Source organism: Metabacillus indicus LMG 22858, from assembly GCF_000708755.2.
In the GTDB taxonomy this organism is placed as follows: domain Bacteria; phylum Bacillota; class Bacilli; order Bacillales; family Bacillaceae; genus Bacillus_P; species Bacillus_P indicus.
In genome coordinates, this window is the sequence record NZ_JGVU02000006.1 from 117345 (window position 1) to 132827 (window position 15483).

The window sequence follows — 15483 nt, forward strand, 5'->3', positions numbered from 1 at the left end:
GCATGTTCAGCCGAATTCTATAAATGTTAATGAAGCAAAACCATTAAAGACTGTATGAGTGCCATTCTCTGCGGAGATATACGGCTCGCGATCATCTCCTGGTTTTCACCGTTTAATTTATCAAATATCGGCTTTAATTCTTTTATTTCATGGTCCAGCTGCTTCATGTGAGAAGCAAGAATTTCAGCTTGTTTCAAAAGCTTATCTTCTTCATTTGTCTGGCTTCGTTTCAGCTCCAGTCTATCTTTAATATCCTGAAGGCACATATTGAAGAGCTTGCATTCTTCAATGAAGTGAATATCATCCAGCGCCTGTTCCGAATAGAGGCGATAATTAGACCCAGACGTACGGTCCGCATGGAGCAGTCCAATTTGAGTGTAGTAATCTATCGTTCTCTTAGAAACATTTGCAAGCTTTGCTACCTCGCCTATTCGATACAATGCCCCATCTTATCACCCCAATCTAAATAGTTACATCTATTATACTTTTAATCTAAGTGTACAGTCAAACGTTCTGGTTTACCCGAAAAGCGGAATCGCCCGTTTAGCTCCGGGAGTCAGATAAGGAAACGCCGGTAAAGGCGCTTTTTGCCTTTGCCGGCGGTTCCGTTCTGACAGAGGAGTTGGGCGATGGAGCTGGACACCGCGAAAAGCGGAATCACCCGTTTAGCCCTGACAGGCAGAAAAGAAATCACAAAATCCAGATAAATCCGAATCACCCGCAATCCCTTTAAAAATTCACTCATTTCCATTACACTTATTCTTTATAAACTCAAAAGACAGCGGTGAACTCATGAAAGATACTTTACTCGCATGGCTTGAGGAAAGCGGTCCTTTCGCTTTTCTTATCAGCCTTCTTGCCAATACAGCAATCAGCCTCCTGGCATTTGTTCCAAGTGTATTTGTTACGGCGGCAAACCTTTCTTTCTTCGGGCTGATCAATGGACTGATGCTTTCCTTCTCGGGTGAGGTCATTGGTGTCATGGTAAGCTTTTATGTCTACAGGAAAGGTTTCCGCTTCTTAAGTAAGAAAACGTCTGTTCACAGCAGCTCTGTATTAAAAAAGCTATCCGGCATAACAGAGAAAGACGCTTTTTTTGTCATTCTTTCCCTGCGGATTTTTCCTTTTGTTCCTTCAGGGGCAATCACACTCGCAGCTGCCTGCAGCAGCGTCAGCGCAGGAACGTTTCTGGCAGCAAGTTTTCTCGGAAAAATACCGGCAATCCTGATAGAGGGCTTTGCTGTGCATCAGGTTTTGAATGCAGGATGGCGCGTTCAGCTCTTTCTTGTAACTTGCTCTCTGCTGATCCTCGCCGGAATATGGATGAAGAAAAGAATAAACGACTAGAGAAAAGCTGCGGATGACCCCTGCAGCTTTTGTTATTTATGGAAAATAAAAAAGGCCCTAGAAGGACCAAATCTTAATCAGGCATAATCGTAACGATTTGCTGGATGCGGATAAAGAACGTCGAATCTCCCGCCTGAAGCACGATATGATCAGGCTTTACATCTTTCAGCACGCCGCGGGTGCTGTCTCTGACCGTTTGGATGACAAGGGTTTTTCCGATCACGCTTTGAAGGGTCTGGAAAACATAAGGATCCACTATTGTAATCATTTGCGGTACTTGTGATTGGTTTTGCATCGTGTCACATCCTCTTCTGAAGTTCACTGACACTATATGAAGGCATTTACCTATTTAATACAAAAAGCTGCCTGCGAGTAAAAATCCGGACTAGCATGAAAATAGGCTGAATGGCCTTCTTCTTTTTTGAAAACAGCATCCATATATTTGTAAAGGTTTTCATAAAGAAGGAGGAGATGGAACTTGAAAAAGTGGATTTTGCTGTTTGCTGTTTTTCTGCTCATCTTGCCGGGAAGTACATATGCGGGCTCTTTTGGCGGCGATTATACAGGCACGCCTGGCCAATGGTATGTTGGCGATGCACCGTCATCACAAAACACTTCTAAATCACCGGTCGTTTTTGTGCACGGACTAAACAGCTCGTCAAACACGTGGTGGAACGGAAATGATATGTACAGCACTGCGCTCGCAAATGGCTATCAGACAGCCTTTGTTGATTTATATCCCACTAAGAACATGTGGGACAACGGCGCACTTCTTTCACAGAAGCTGAGCGAAATCTACCAGTATTTCGGGGGTAAAAAGCTCGTCCTTGTCACACACAGCAAAGGCGGAATTGATGCGCAATCAGCTCTGGTTCATCACGGCGCCCATCAATATGTGAGCAATTTAATCACTTTGTCCACCCCACACTGGGGTTCACAGCTCGCAGATCTTGCCTACAGCAGCTGGGCGGGATGGCTCTCAGGCATACTCGGCAGCAAAAACGATGCTGTCTATTCGCTTCAGACAGGATATATGAGTCAGTTCAGAACACAGACAGATGTACATGCGAACTCAAGGAAAAATCCGATCTACACATTCGGAGGAACGAAATGGGGAAGCTTCGGATCTTCGCTTTACTGGGGAGGACTGTATTTAAGTACCTATGGAAGCAATGATGGAGCTGTGACGGTACAGTCTTCACGCCTCGGATACGGCAGGGAGATTAAAACCGGCAGCTGGGACCACTATTCTGTAAATAAAGGAAGCTCCACGTTTCTTCTCTTTGAACCTTATTTAAGAACGGCAGGAACAGCTTCCTTCACAGCAAGCAACAGCGCAGATGTATCTGTTTCAAATGCCTCTTCTGCCTTCTACATTAGAGGCGGCGAGTTCTCCGGAGTCAAGCAGGAGTCATTCTATGCAGAAGACGGTGTAAGGAAAGTAACCGTTGACTGGCTGAGCAGCTCAAAACAAACAAAGCTCTCTCTTCTCTCACCTGACGGAAAGAAGGTCATCACATCATTTAAAACAGCGTCAGCTGATGGAATTTTCAGTGGAGCGTATCATCATCAGGCTGTCCTGACGCTGCCTGAAAGCGGGAAATGGCAGCTCACTGCACAGAATCAAGATAAAGAAGCCTATTTATTGCACGTCTCTTACAGCTCAGATAATCATGACGCCATTTCCATGCAGCCGCTCTCAAGACAAAACCAGAAAATTTCTTTTAAAATAAATTCGGCAAAGGCTCTAAAAGAAACGGAAGCAACTATTACCATTGATCAATATAAAAACAAAACGAAAATCCGTTCACAGAAACTAACGAAAACAAAACAGCAAACTTCAGCAGGAATTCATTTAGCGCAGGAAGGTCTCTATAACATTACAGTAGAAGCTCGAGGGAAAACACAAAAAGGAGAAATCATTGAACGGACGTTTATTAAATCGGTGTATGTTGACGCTGACGGCAAATGGTTTGTTCAGTAACCAGCTGAAATCCACCAGTTTCATTGGTGGATTTTTTTCTGCTGCAGAAGACAGCAGGATCAATACACATTAAACGGATTCTTTTAATGAAGAATTCGGCAGCCGGTCTATTTTTTCATCCAGCTTTTGAATGGTCTTCAAAGCTGTCACTTCATTTATTTTACGGTAGTGATGCCCTCCGCCGGGCTCTTCATCCATTTCATCCGCTAATCTGACAACTTTCTGAAGGGTGCTTTGGTTCAATGAACCTTCAGGAAGATACGAGTCTGTATGCAGCAGGATCGCAAGGGCAATCTCTTTTGCCGACTGGGGATTTTCTCCCAGGCGAATCAACAATTTATGGGCGCGCTCTGCCCCTTTAATGGCATGAATATCGTTTTCTTTATACTTTTCATAATCCCATTCTCCGTCGGTATACCATTCATAGTGTCCAATATCATGGAGAAGGGCTGCTTTCGTCGCTAAATCAGGATTCACCCCGTATTTCACCGCTAATTTATATGCATGACAGGTTACTGCAATTGCATGCGCTAAGCCTGAACGCTGCAGATATTTTTGAGCAATCGGATGGGAATAAACCTCTGTCAATGTGACATTTCGCATGTAATCTCCTCCCTGAAAAATAATGAAAATAACGGAACCGTTGAAAATATTTCTATATACATTATCATATTACTCATGCAGCCGCAACAATCCTGTTACATTGCATAACATAATCTTCCTGTTCCTGATAGATTTAGGCAAACTCTTCGTGTAGAATTACACTAAAAGATGAGCTGAGGAGGATCTATGAAAAAACATGAACTGATTTCCGCACTATCAGGCAAAATTCTTTCCATCCGAACAGAAAGCGGCTATACACAAGAAGAAATGGCTGAAGTGCTCGGCCTATCTAAAAAAACACTTGTGCAAATTGAAAAAGGACGGCAGGAGGCATCCTGGGCGACAATCGTCGTTCTCTGCACCCTTTTCAGAGACAATGCCGCACTTCATTCCGCAATTGGCGGGGATCCTCTCGATGTTGTTCAGTTGGTTGCCCACCAGAAAATTCATTCCCGTAAAGAAAAGACGATGGGAGGAAAAGTATGGTGGAGAGATATTGCAAGCAGCAGCAAGTATAAACTGCAGCAAAATATCATCAGTTTTCACTATAGAATCATCGACCATGATGATTACCGCTGGTTTTCTTCTTTTGATAAAGACGAATTGGACCGAAAATGGACCGAATTGACGGATGAATCTCCTGGAAAAGCGCGCCAATAAGTACAAGGCCGGCGTTTTATAAAGTATATGCGGCTGAAAACATTTTGGCATAGAAATAATCACTATTTTTCAAGAAAAAAGAGGGTTGCCAAAAAGCAGCCCTCTTTCCATTTAACGGGCAGGCCCTCTGTCCAGCACCTGCTTCATTTCTTCATTATGCTTTTTCATGTACTGAAGTCTGGCATCGAGCAGCTCTTTTATTTTTGCCGCATCATTGCTTCTGACGGCAGACTCCCATTGTTTTCGTGATTGAGCTCTTTTCAGCCGGAATTGTTCTCTTTTCGCTTTGAACGAATTTATTTTTTCCTTCATTTGCGCTTCTGTCATTTCACCGTTCTTTACTTTCTCTTTCATCTCAGCAATTTCTTTTTGCCTTTGAGCTTTGAAGTGATGATGTCTTTTGTGTAATCCCTGCTTCCTCATCCTATCAATTAATTGCTTTCTTTCGCTGAGCACAGCCTCCCACTCTTTCTTTGTTTCGGGTGAGTATTTATCCGCAAGCTCCAGCAGCTGCTGATCCCATTTTTCTCTTTCCGCAATCCAATCTCCCTTTTCGTGATGACGGCTCTCTGCTTTCTCTGCCTGAACATTTGGCGCTGCTGACAAGAGCAGTCCGGCGGCCGAAAGGATGAACAGCCACTTTCTTTTTCCCATGGTTTATCACTCCTTTTTGCTGATTAGTCTTATCTTGTCCGGCAGAAGGAAAACCATTAGAAATAAATTGTGTGAAATCATGTGAAAATATGATGGCCTGCAAGAAGACGATATAAAAAAAGCACTCAATGAATGAGTGCTGAAGCTTCTTATAGAAATTCTTTTATATCATAAATCCTGCCGTTTTCAGGCTCTTCTAAAAGAAGATTCAGGAGGACGCCTGCAACAAAATCCGCTGACCTGAGCTTTCCTGTTTCGTGATACTCCTGAAACCTTGCCACATCCGCAAAATCCTCAGGCTTTGTGCTTCGAATATTCCCCTGCATCTCTGTATCCATGATGCCCGGCGAGAAAGAAAGAACGGTAATAGGATGCTTCTCCTGCTTCTGTTCAAGACCGAATGATTTTGTAAACATGTCAAGGCCCGCTTTTGAGCTGGAATAGGCATTCCATCCGAACAATGAATAATTTGCTGCACCGGAAGATATGTTTACAACTGTTTTTTTCACGGGAAGATCTTTTGTTTTCGCTGCGAAAGCATGGCTTAGAACCATCGGAGCTGTTAAATTAAGCTGAATGTGTGCTTCAATTTCAGATGCTTCCGCTTTACCTACCGGCTTCATTGGATGAACCGTTCCCGCATTGTTGATAAGCGTCAGCTGTTCGGCATCATTCCAATTGATTTTTTCAAATACTTCCGTGATCGCCGCTTCGGTTTGATGAGCATTTGACAGATCGCATGGAACGAATTGAAGAACAGCGTCTTTTTCAAATGCAAGCTGTCTCAGGGAATGGTTCTCTGAACGCGAAAGGTAAATAATATGATGGCCCGGTGCAAGAAGCTGTTTGGCAATTGCTTCCCCGAGTCCTCTTGAAGCTCCTGTAATAATCGTAGTGTTCATTTTACCGCTCCTTTCTTTCTCCTTACATTCTATCAAAAAACTGCCGGGAACACCTCCCGGCAGCATGGGTTTTATTTCTTCAGTTCGTTTACAACTTCTTCTCCTACAGCTTCTTTTCCGCCAAGGATCGTGAAGTCATTTGCTTTCAATGCTTCAATTGCATTTTTGGTTGCAGATGGAACAGCTGTTTTCTTCACTAACAGCATAGAAGCTTCATGTTTTGAAGCAAGTACAGAGCCTGTAAGAGCATCTGCAAAAGTTGTGCCGGTTGCAATGAACACTTTGTTTGAAGGGTTCAGTTTCTTGGCAATTTCAGCTGCTGTCGCGTAGCGGTCTTTCCCTGCAACACGCTCAGCATTTTTCAGCTTCTTGAATACTTTTTCAGAAACTGCATTCTCTCCGCCGGCAACAATGACACTGTCGATTCCTTTTAATGCTTTAGTAGATGCTGCTGGAAGATTCTCAGCATCTGTCAAAAGAATTGGATACTTCATTTTCGCTGCGTAAGACGAAACAGCCAGTGCATCTGGGAAGTTTCTTCCGTTAACAACTACCGCTTTTTCTGGGTCTCCGCCAAGATTCGCTGCAATGTTGGCTGCTGTGTCAAAGCGGTTTTTCCCGCCAATGCGCTGTACTTTTTCAACGTTTTCAATACCTTGCAGCTGGTTTTTAACGTAATTGCTGATTGCTTCTTTACCGCCGAGAATGATGACTTTTTCAGCTCCTAGACGCTTAATCTCAGCTTTTGCTGCAGCATTCAGTCCATCTTTTTGCGTTAATAGAATTGGTGCATCAAACTTTTTGGCAAGCGGTGCTCCAGCTAGTGCATCAGGGAAAGAATCTCCGCGTGCAATTACAACTGTTTTCGCTGTTTCCCAGCCCTTTTTCGAGATTTCAACAGCCGTTTTGTAACGGTCTTTGCCTTCAATGCGCGTTACCGGAGTTTCTTTTACTTCTTCTGCCTGAACAATTCTTCCTTCTACTTTAGGAGATACAGGATTGTTCTTAGCAAGGTAAGAAGTGAATACTTCATAATCCACTACAAACAGCTCAGTCATACGGCCGTCATCTTTTGCTTTTTTGAACATTGTGTAGCCGTCTCCGCCGTCAGCTGTAAATGCATTTGTAGCCACGCGGTAGGTCTTGGCCGGATCAATTGCTTCAAAACCATTATCTGTTTTTGCTTCTGCAAACCAGACTCTGTCTCCAACCGGCTTGTTGATATCGTATTTGAAGTTCAGGCCTGAAACTTGAAGGAATCGTCCTTCTCCTGTTTCTACTCCGCTGACGCTGTGCTCAAGTGCATCAAGCAGTTCCTGTCCTGTCAAATCAAGTGTTACAAGATTATTTCCAAAAGGAAGAACGGTAAGAACTTCACCGAGGGTAATTTCACCTTCGTTGATTGAATCACGGACACCGCCGCCGTTTTGAAGGGCGATATGAGTCTTAATAGATTCATTTGCTTTAGCAGCCATGCCGTCAGCAATCAGGTTTCCAAGGTTTGTTTCTTTCGTGCGGACATCAGCGCGAAGTCCGTTAAGGGCAACTGATGTATTTCCAACCACTTCATTCTTAATTTCTTCAAGAGGTGCTTTGTATTCCTGCACTTTTGCCTCAGCTTGTGCATCTTTTTCATAGTTTGCAAGTGTTTCTAAATATCCGTTATGACCTGTCACTACACCTTCATTGTTGAAGGTTACATCAAGCATTCCAAGGAAGTTCAGGTATTCACCAGCCTGTACGATAACTGTCGGCTCTTCTTTTTCGATTAAAACAGGAGCTTCAAGCTTCGTGTGGGAGTGACCGCCGACAATTACGTCAATTCCGTCCACTTCCTCAGCAAGTTTAAGGTCTGGTGCATATCCCAAGTGAGAAAGAACAACAATTTTATTTACGCCTTTTTCTTTCAGTCTGCTGATTGTTTCATTGGATTTTTGAACAACGTCTTCAAATACAACATTTTCTCCAGGACTTGCAAGGAAAGCTGTATCCGGAGTTGTTAATCCGTAAATCCCTACTTTTTCTCCGCCGATTTCTTTGATGATGGCAGGATAGATGTTTCCGCCTTCACCAGGTGACGCCACTTCATCTTTGAAAAGAGGTCCAAGATCTGCATCATCTTTAACGTTGACGTTAGATGAAACCATTGGGAATTCCATTTCTTTAATAAAGTTTGCGAGCGTTTTTGAGTCTTTGTCAAATTCATGGTTTCCAAGTGTCATCGCATCAAAGTTCAGCTGATTCATAAAGTGAAGATCCGCTAAACCAAGGTATTGACGGAAATACAATGTACCTGAGAAAACATCTCCCGCATCAACAAGAAGGCTGTTGTCCTTTTCTCCGCGGAACTTGTTCACAGCTGTGAACAGCTGAGGATATTTCTCTACATGAGCATGTGTATCGTTCGTGTGCATGATGGAAAGATTGTATTCATCTTTCGTTTCTGCTTTTAAATCAAATTGTCCTACATATGCATCATGGTCGCTTGCACGGCCGTGCTCTTCCATATATGGAGAATTGAAGTTCACAATGTCAAATTCAGCTTTTGAAGCTAAGCGGTTTGACACGAGCATGTGATCAAGAACCTGTGCATTTCCTTGATAAGAGTACGTATAGCGCTCAGATAAAGGAAGTGTTTCTACAAGGTTTGTAAGCTCAGTACCCTTTAATGTCTGAAGAGGAGCTGAGAATTCAAAGTCGTTCAAGTCACCTGTTACGATGACATTTGCTTTTTCGTTTTCAGCATGAATATCAGCTACAAACTCGTTGACAATTTTGGCAATTTCCATGCGCTGTGCTTCACTGCCAAGAACCGGTGGCTGCTTTTTGCCGAATAACGGCTCGTCTCCGCCTTTAGAGTTGAAGTGATTATTGATGACAACAACATCTTCGCCTTTAAAAGTAAATTCTGCAGCAAGCGGCTTGCGGCTGTCTGCAAACGCAGGATCCTGCGGGGCAATGCGGCCTGGGTTAAGAGTCAGAGAACCGTTTTCATATGCAGCTGCTTCTGTTGCCGTGCCTTTTGTTCCTTCTTTCAGTGTTACTCTCTCAGGGTTGTAAAGGAATCCTACACGGATGTTTCCGCCAGGAACTCCGCCGTCTTTTTTATCTTCAGGAGCGATTTCCGTCCATGCATAAGCAGGACCGCCGAAGCCTTTTACAGCATCGCTTAATGCTTTATAGTTTGCATCTGCTTTAACCGTGCCGTCATCTGCCGTTCCGCTTTCATCAAGTACTTCTACAAGCCCGATGATGTCCGGAGATTTCAGGTTTTCAACAATTGATTTAGAAAGCTTGTCACGCTTTTCAGCATCTGAAGCTGCAAAGTTTTCAATGTTGTAGCCTGCAACCGTCAACTTGTCTTCAGCCTTTTCAATTGTTGTTACTTCAGGTGTAAATTCACGCTCATTTAAAGCTGGAAGATTTGCTTCTTTTACTAGGATTTTAAAGTTGCTGAACCCGTAGCTGACAACGCCTGTTACCGTGCCGTCGAACTTATCTCCCGCTTTTGCAACATAATTGCGGTTATCAAGAAGCAGAAACATTCTTTCAGGGTTTTGGTTTTCTTTTGTAAGAAGAGGTGCTCCCTCTTTCGTATATGCTTTTCCTTCTGTTTTGCCTGTGACAACTGTAACTTCACCATATTTTTGAGGGCCTGTCACTGTTGGGCTTTCAAGAGAAACGCGCATGCCTTCAAGGCTTTCGTAAAAATCGATTCCGTCTTCTTGAGGATCAAATGTACCAAACTGGTCGTTATCGATGACTTCAGTAGGAGGGATGGCATCTTTGCCGATCACAACTGCAGCAGGGAGAGCCTGTCCGTTTGATTTCACTGTTACATTGCCGTTTTGGGCATTGATTTCTGTCATCGCAAGGTCAGTCTGGAGTTTCTCGGCGTAGCCGTCAAGCACCCATTCCTTCACTTGGCCGTCTACAGAAACCAGGTCGCCTTCTTTAACACCGTGGGACGGCTTGTAAACAAGAACTGCCTCTGATGTATTGGCATTGTCATCCGGAGATGCATCCTGCATGAAGAAGTTGCTTGCATCCTGAACGTGAGTGACAATTCCTTCAACTGCTTTTACATTTTGAGTGTCATAAGGAGATTTATGGCCTGCGCCCTGAATATCATGAATGCGGAGTCCTTCAACGCCTTCAAATGGCTTTGGCTCTTCAGGAGTTTCACCGTCAAATTCCATGGCTGTAGGGTTTTTGAGGCCTGGTTTTGAAAAATAGGCTTCAAGTGTGCCTGTGACAATCACTTTTTTTCCTGCATTTGCAGGGTTTGTCATTAATCCAAATTTGCTTCGGAAAGTTGATGGAAGCTGGACAGGAAGAATTTTCGATAGATCTGTTTCGCTTGCACTGTCAGCAATCGCAAAGTTTGTATCAGCAGAAAACGGTGCTTCAAAATCAACATTTGTACCGCTGACTGTATATCCTACAATGTATCCTTCGACTGTTCCGCTGCCGGAATTATTCGCGATGGCTTCTGCAACAGTTATATTGCCTTCTGCCTGCGCCGGTGCGCCAAACGGCACCATCAGCGAAACAAGCAAAGCAAAAATCGTCGTCAGAGCGATCAGCTGTTTTTTCATGATCTTCAAACTGGTTCCCCCTCAAAATGAATAAAATAATGAAATAAGCGTATGTAACCTCGGCCGGCTTATTTTAACCACAATAATGTAAGCGTTTACTTACATAGACATGTTTAATAAGCAACTAAATGTTAACCCATTGGAATTTTTGCCTTCACGCACACCTCCGGTCGAATCATGTAATTTAGCACCCTTATAATATATCACTTTTTTGTCAAATATTAAGGAATTTACAGATGATTTGCAAAAAAACTACAATTCATTTACACAATGTAAATAATTTTTACCTGTTTTTTTCAAATGAATGAACAAATTGACCTAAAAAAACGCGGACATCAGGGTCCGCGTTTCTCTTCTTAACTGGCTTTCTTGTATTCTGCCATTTTATAGTGATTTTCAAAATAATCATTTGTTTCATTTACGATTACTTTCCATAGTAAGATTAAGGCAATTAAGTTTGGAATCATCATAAGCGCATTCGCCATGTCAGCAAATGCCCATACAACAGTAAGCTGTGCGACAGCACCGTACCCGCAGGCAAAAATGTAGATCAGCCTGTAGCCAAGAATTCCCTTTGTGCCCACCAGGTACTCAAAGCATTTTTCACCGTAGACATACCAGCCGACGATCGTTGAGAATCCAAAGAATATAACGGAGAATGCCACGATATATTCACCGATTGCCCCAAGAGCAGATGCAAAAGCAGCTGATGTCAGCGCTCCCCCGTCAAGCGCAGCATTGTGTTCCACGCCTGAAATCAAACCGCCTGTAGGATCCCAGAAACCTGTAATGACAAGTACCAGACCAGTCATTGTACAAACAATGATTGTTACGATAAATGTACCGGTCATTGCCACAAGCGCCTGCTTAACCGGATGATCTGCTTTAGCATTTCCGGCAATCAATGCGGCAGTCCCAAGACCTGCTTCGTTTGAAAAAATCCCTCTTGAAACTCCGCTTCGAATCGCTTCAACCACTGCAACTCCGACAAATCCGCCGGCAGCCGCAACAGGATTAAACGCATAGTGGAAAATGGTTCCGAAAGCAGGAAGAATCTGATCGTAATTCACAGCAAGAATCATCAGTGCTCCTCCGATGTACAGAAAAGCCATGATTGGAACAAAGAAACTCGCAACTGTACTGATTCTCTGAATACCGCCGAAAATAATCAGGCTTGTCAGAACGGCAAGAACAATACCTGTTGTCAGCCCGCCTATTCCAAAGCTGTCATCCATGACCTGTGCAATCGTATTGGATTGCACACTGTTTCCAATTCCAAGTGCGGCGAATGCTCCGAAAAGGGCAAATGCAAGCGCAAGGAATTTCCACTTTTTCCCCAGACCTTTTTCTACATAATACATCGGTCCGCCAGAATATTCTCCGTTCTCATTTTTAACCCGGTATTTCATGGCCAGCAGGGCCTCTGAATACTTCGTTGCCATGCCAAGCAGTCCGACAATCCACATCCAGAAAATCGCACCAGGTCCTCCAAGCGTAATCGCTGTTGCAACCCCCGCTATGTTTCCGTTTCCGATTGTGGCAGCAAGTGCCGTCATGAGTGCTTTAAAGTTGCTCACGTCACCTTCAGCACTGTCATCTTCCTGGTGTTTTTTTGAAAAGCCCAGCTGAAACGCATAAATCAGTCTTCTAAACTGCAAACCTTTTAAAACAAATGTTAGAAATAAACCTGTCCCAAATAATAGAATCAAACTTGGAGTTCCCCAAAGGATCCCGTTAATCTTTGAAAGTATATCCATCATGTGCTGTCACCCCTGTGCTGTGTCATTTTGTTAACGCTTTCACACCATATCACTATAATAAATTTTAAGATACTACTATGTAATTGTTGAATTCCATAAAACAAGTACATCCTTTTTGTTGATTTTTACAAAGGCTAGTTACATAATATCCATAAGGGTCCCCGTTGTCAAAATTAAAAAAGTACCAATTTTTTTCGCTTAAAATAAACCCTTCAGAAAGATAAGATAGAATAATATTTCATTGTAATATTTATAAACGTAAAAAGCAGGTGATTTTCAGATGAACCGTTCAATAGATCCTTTTCACCACCATTCAGACAGACTTGAAGATGTAGCAGACCGCATCAGTGAAGTTCTGCAGTGTCCTATTACTATAGAAGATGTGAACCACAGGCTTTTAGCCTACAGTACACATGATGACTGCACAGACCAGGCCCGGATTTCCACCATTATCGGCAGACGGGTTCCGGAGAAGGTCATCAACAGCCTCTGGAAGGACGGCACGATCCCTATGCTCCTCCAGACAGATGACCCAATCCGTGTTAAAAACATTGATGAAGTAGGACTCGGGAACCGGATTGCCATTTCCATCTGGAAAAACGAAGAAGTGCTTGGCTTTATTTGGGCCCTTGAAATTGATAAAAAGCTTACGGACGAAGAACTCGGACTCTTAAAAAAGGCAGCCCAGGTTGTAAAAGGGAAGCTGCTGAATTTCCATAACCGCACATCCAAAAAAGAAGAAAGAAACCAGGAATTTTTCTGGAAGCTGCTGACTGGGCATATTCAGCAAAAAGAGGAGATCCTTAATGGCTTTCATGAAATTGGCGTCACGCCTCCTTCCCAGCATTCTGTCGTTCTTTTCCGCTTCAGCGAGGAGATCAAAGAGCCGACTGAAAAACAGATCAACTATCTGCTGCAGACGACACAGCAAGTACACGTGCTGCTTTCTACTCTTGATCAGAACGAGCTGATTGTCTTGCTTTCGCCAAAAAGCGATCAGCCCCTCTATGACATCAAGCAGTTTGTCGACTGGACCATTCTTCAGCTGAAAGAACGGTTTAAAATTGACCGTGTGAAAGCAGCAATCGGAAGCATTTACCGCGAAATTGATCAAATTGAACTCAGCTACAAAGAGGCTCTTTCTGTCCAAAACATAAAAAAGCGGTTTACTGAAGAAACAGACGGCTTGAACAGTTTTTCAGAGCTTGGCATCTATCAGTATTTAGATCTGCTTCATGAAAAACAGCAAAAAGAAGGGTTTGTTCACTATTCACTGAGAAGGCTGAAGGAATATGATCAGGTTCATCACACGGATCTGGTTGAGACGCTTGAAACTTATTTAGATAAAGACAGCAATGTGAATGAAGCTGCAAAAGCCTTGAATGTTCATGTCAATACACTTGGCTACAGAATGAAGCGGATCTCTCAAATCGCAGAGCTTGATCTGCGGAATCCAAATCAGAAAATCACGATTTATCTCAGCCTGAAGCTCGATAAAATGAATTTGTGAAATTTCACAAATGATCCGAAATCCTTTCTCTTTTTTAAACAAACAAATGTGTGAGAAAACGCTTTATACTGATGTCAGGAAATCAACACATTTGAGAGAAAAGCCAGTTTAAGGCTTCTTCAAAAGGAGGAAGGATTTCAATGATTATTGGAGTTCCCGGAGAAATTAAAAACAACGAAAACCGAGTAGCGTTAACTCCTGGCGGGGTTACACAATTTGCAGCTGCTGGACATAAAGTGATTGTACAAAAGGACGCTGGAATTGGAAGCGGTTTCACTAATGAAGATTATGCTGCTGCCGGTGCAGTCATTGCAGAAGACGTGAAAGACGTCTGGGCTGCTGAAATGGTGATGAAAGTAAAAGAGCCTCTGCCATCTGAATACGGCTTCTTCCGCGAAGGACTAATTCTTTTCACATACTTGCATTTAGCTGCTGAGCCTGCTCTTGCAGAAGCGCTTAAAAACAAAGGGGTTACTGCTATTGCGTACGAAACGGTGTCTGCCGGACGCACATTGCCTCTGCTTACACCAATGAGTGAAGTGGCTGGCCGCATGGCTGCACAAATCGGTGCACAGTTCCTTGAAAAACCTAAAGGCGGAAAAGGCATTCTGCTTGCGGGCGTCCCTGGCGTAAGCCGTGGAAAAGTAACAATCATCGGCGGCGGTGTTGTAGGAACAAACGCTGCGAAAATGGCAATCGGCCTTGGAGCAGACGTAACAATCATCGACCTTAGCGCAGACAGACTGCGTGAACTTGACGACATCTTCGGTAACCAGATCAAAACCTTGATGTCAAACCCTGTGAACATCGCAAACGCAGTTGCAGAAGCTGATCTATTAATCTGCGCGGTGCTGATTCCGGGTGCAAAAGCTCCTACTCTAGTATCTGAAGCGATGGTTCAATCCATGAAACCAGGCTCAGTCATCGTTGACGTTGCCATCGACCAGGGCGGTATCGTAGAAACTGTTGACCACATTACAACTCATGACAATCCAACATACGTTAAACACGGTGTTGTGCACTATGCAGTTGCCAACATGCCAGGAGCTGTTCCAAGAACATCTACGCTCGCTCTTACAAACGTAACCGTGCCTTACGCCCTGCAAATTGCAAACAAAGGCGTCAACAAAGCGATTGCCGAAAACGCAGCTTTGAAAGCCGGCGTAAACGCAGCAAAAGGCGACATCACGTATGAAGCCGTAGCACGCGACCTTGGCTACACTTATGTACCAGTTGATGTAGCTCTTGATAAAGAGATCGCTGTTAATTGATAAAGATGAAACCGGCCTTTTAGGCCGGTTTTTTTGGGTTCTATGAATTCGGCAATGCATTAGTATCCTGTATTTTTGGTGTCTGTTTTTATAGGGATGCATTTTCTCTTTTTGATACCCGATATTTCCGCACCCCTTTTATATAGGGCAGCATTTTCGGGTTTTGATACCCCATATTTCCGGCATCCATTTTT

At 43.5% G+C, this 15483-nt stretch carries 13 protein-coding genes; 5 read left to right on the forward strand and 8 right to left on the reverse strand.

The window, feature by feature from the left end:
• Positions 1-26: 26 nt before the first annotated feature.
• Entirely contained in the window at positions 27-440 is a 414-nt protein-coding gene (locus tag AZ46_RS15115; protein ID WP_029284081.1) for a MerR family transcriptional regulator, read from the reverse strand.
• 116 nt (positions 441-556) lie between these two features.
• A complete protein-coding gene (locus AZ46_RS15120) occupies positions 557-745 on the reverse strand; it encodes a hypothetical protein (RefSeq protein WP_152554760.1) in 189 nt (62 codons plus the stop codon).
• Positions 746-792: 47 nt separating this feature from the next.
• Between AZ46_RS15120 and AZ46_RS15125 the strand changes: the two genes are divergently transcribed.
• Positions 793-1347, forward strand: a complete 555-nt coding sequence (locus AZ46_RS15125; RefSeq protein ID WP_029284085.1) for a TVP38/TMEM64 family protein — start codon at positions 793-795, stop codon at positions 1345-1347.
• Positions 1348-1420: 73 nt separating this feature from the next.
• Here AZ46_RS15125 and AZ46_RS15130 read toward each other — a convergent pair whose 3' ends face one another.
• A complete protein-coding gene (locus AZ46_RS15130) occupies positions 1421-1642 on the reverse strand; it encodes a YuzF family protein (protein ID WP_029284087.1) in 222 nt (73 codons plus the stop codon).
• A gap of 183 nt (positions 1643-1825) precedes the next feature.
• Between AZ46_RS15130 and AZ46_RS15135 the strand changes: the two genes are divergently transcribed.
• Positions 1826-3331: an esterase/lipase family protein gene (locus AZ46_RS15135; RefSeq protein ID WP_029284089.1), complete on the forward strand. Its 1506-nt coding sequence runs from the start codon at positions 1826-1828 to the stop codon at positions 3329-3331.
• Positions 3332-3400: 69 nt separating this feature from the next.
• On the opposite strand, the gene AZ46_RS15140 is transcribed toward AZ46_RS15135, so the two are convergent.
• The gene (locus tag AZ46_RS15140) at positions 3401-3934 is read right to left on the reverse strand and encodes an HD domain-containing protein (RefSeq protein ID WP_029284091.1); all 534 of its coding nucleotides are present in this window, start codon (positions 3932-3934) and stop codon (positions 3401-3403) included.
• A 186-nt stretch (positions 3935-4120) separates the two neighbouring features.
• Between AZ46_RS15140 and AZ46_RS15145 the strand changes: the two genes are divergently transcribed.
• On the forward strand, positions 4121-4594 hold the full coding sequence (locus tag AZ46_RS15145; protein WP_029284093.1) for a helix-turn-helix domain-containing protein: 474 nt from the start codon (positions 4121-4123) through the stop codon (positions 4592-4594).
• Positions 4595-4705: 111 nt separating this feature from the next.
• Here the strand turns inward: AZ46_RS15145 and AZ46_RS15150 are convergent, their stop codons facing one another.
• The 4 genes from AZ46_RS15150 to AZ46_RS15170 form a co-directional block, all read right to left on the reverse strand.
• A complete protein-coding gene (locus AZ46_RS15150; RefSeq protein ID WP_029284095.1) occupies positions 4706-5248 on the reverse strand; it encodes a hypothetical protein in 543 nt (180 codons plus the stop codon).
• A gap of 149 nt (positions 5249-5397) precedes the next feature.
• Positions 5398-6150, reverse strand: a complete 753-nt coding sequence (locus AZ46_RS15155; RefSeq protein WP_029284097.1) for a (S)-benzoin forming benzil reductase — start codon at positions 6148-6150, stop codon at positions 5398-5400.
• Between the two features lie 71 nt (positions 6151-6221).
• Entirely contained in the window at positions 6222-10748 is a 4527-nt protein-coding gene (locus AZ46_RS21030; RefSeq protein ID WP_235728237.1) for a cell wall-binding repeat-containing protein, read from the reverse strand.
• A gap of 356 nt (positions 10749-11104) precedes the next feature.
• Positions 11105-12508: an alanine/glycine:cation symporter family protein gene (locus AZ46_RS15170; protein ID WP_035319416.1), complete on the reverse strand. Its 1404-nt coding sequence runs from the start codon at positions 12506-12508 to the stop codon at positions 11105-11107.
• A 280-nt stretch (positions 12509-12788) separates the two neighbouring features.
• Here AZ46_RS15170 and AZ46_RS15175 point away from each other — a divergent pair, with 280 nt between their 5' ends.
• On the forward strand, positions 12789-14018 hold the full coding sequence (locus AZ46_RS15175; RefSeq protein WP_029284104.1) for a PucR family transcriptional regulator: 1230 nt from the start codon (positions 12789-12791) through the stop codon (positions 14016-14018).
• A 140-nt stretch (positions 14019-14158) separates the two neighbouring features.
• Positions 14159-15289, forward strand: coding sequence for an alanine dehydrogenase (ald, locus tag AZ46_RS15180; protein ID WP_029284106.1), 1131 nt, complete (start codon positions 14159-14161; stop codon positions 15287-15289).
• Positions 15290-15483 lie beyond the last annotated feature (194 nt).

Bases quoted from the DNA above. Each gene is read 5' to 3' on its own strand.
- AZ46_RS15155 (WP_029284097.1), bottom strand. From the start codon at position 6,150: ATGAACACTACGATTATTACAGGAGCTTCAAGAGGACTCGGGGAAGCA.
- AZ46_RS21030 (WP_235728237.1), bottom strand. From the start codon at position 10,748: ATGAAAAAACAGCTGATCGCTCTGACGACGATTTTTGCTTTGCTTGTT.
- AZ46_RS15120 (WP_152554760.1), bottom strand. From the start codon at position 745: ATGAGTGAATTTTTAAAGGGATTGCGGGTGATTCGGATTTATCTGGAT.
- AZ46_RS15175 (WP_029284104.1), top strand. From the start codon at position 12,789: ATGAACCGTTCAATAGATCCTTTTCACCACCATTCAGACAGACTTGAA.
- AZ46_RS15130 (WP_029284087.1), bottom strand. From the start codon at position 1,642: ATGCAAAACCAATCACAAGTACCGCAAATGATTACAATAGTGGATCCT.
- AZ46_RS15140 (WP_029284091.1), bottom strand. From the start codon at position 3,934: ATGCGAAATGTCACATTGACAGAGGTTTATTCCCATCCGATTGCTCAA.
- AZ46_RS15145 (WP_029284093.1), top strand. From the start codon at position 4,121: ATGAAAAAACATGAACTGATTTCCGCACTATCAGGCAAAATTCTTTCC.
- AZ46_RS15125 (WP_029284085.1), top strand. From the start codon at position 793: ATGAAAGATACTTTACTCGCATGGCTTGAGGAAAGCGGTCCTTTCGCT.
- AZ46_RS15170 (WP_035319416.1), bottom strand. From the start codon at position 12,508: ATGATGGATATACTTTCAAAGATTAACGGGATCCTTTGGGGAACTCCA.
- AZ46_RS15150 (WP_029284095.1), bottom strand. From the start codon at position 5,248: ATGGGAAAAAGAAAGTGGCTGTTCATCCTTTCGGCCGCCGGACTGCTC.
- ald (WP_029284106.1), top strand. From the start codon at position 14,159: ATGATTATTGGAGTTCCCGGAGAAATTAAAAACAACGAAAACCGAGTA.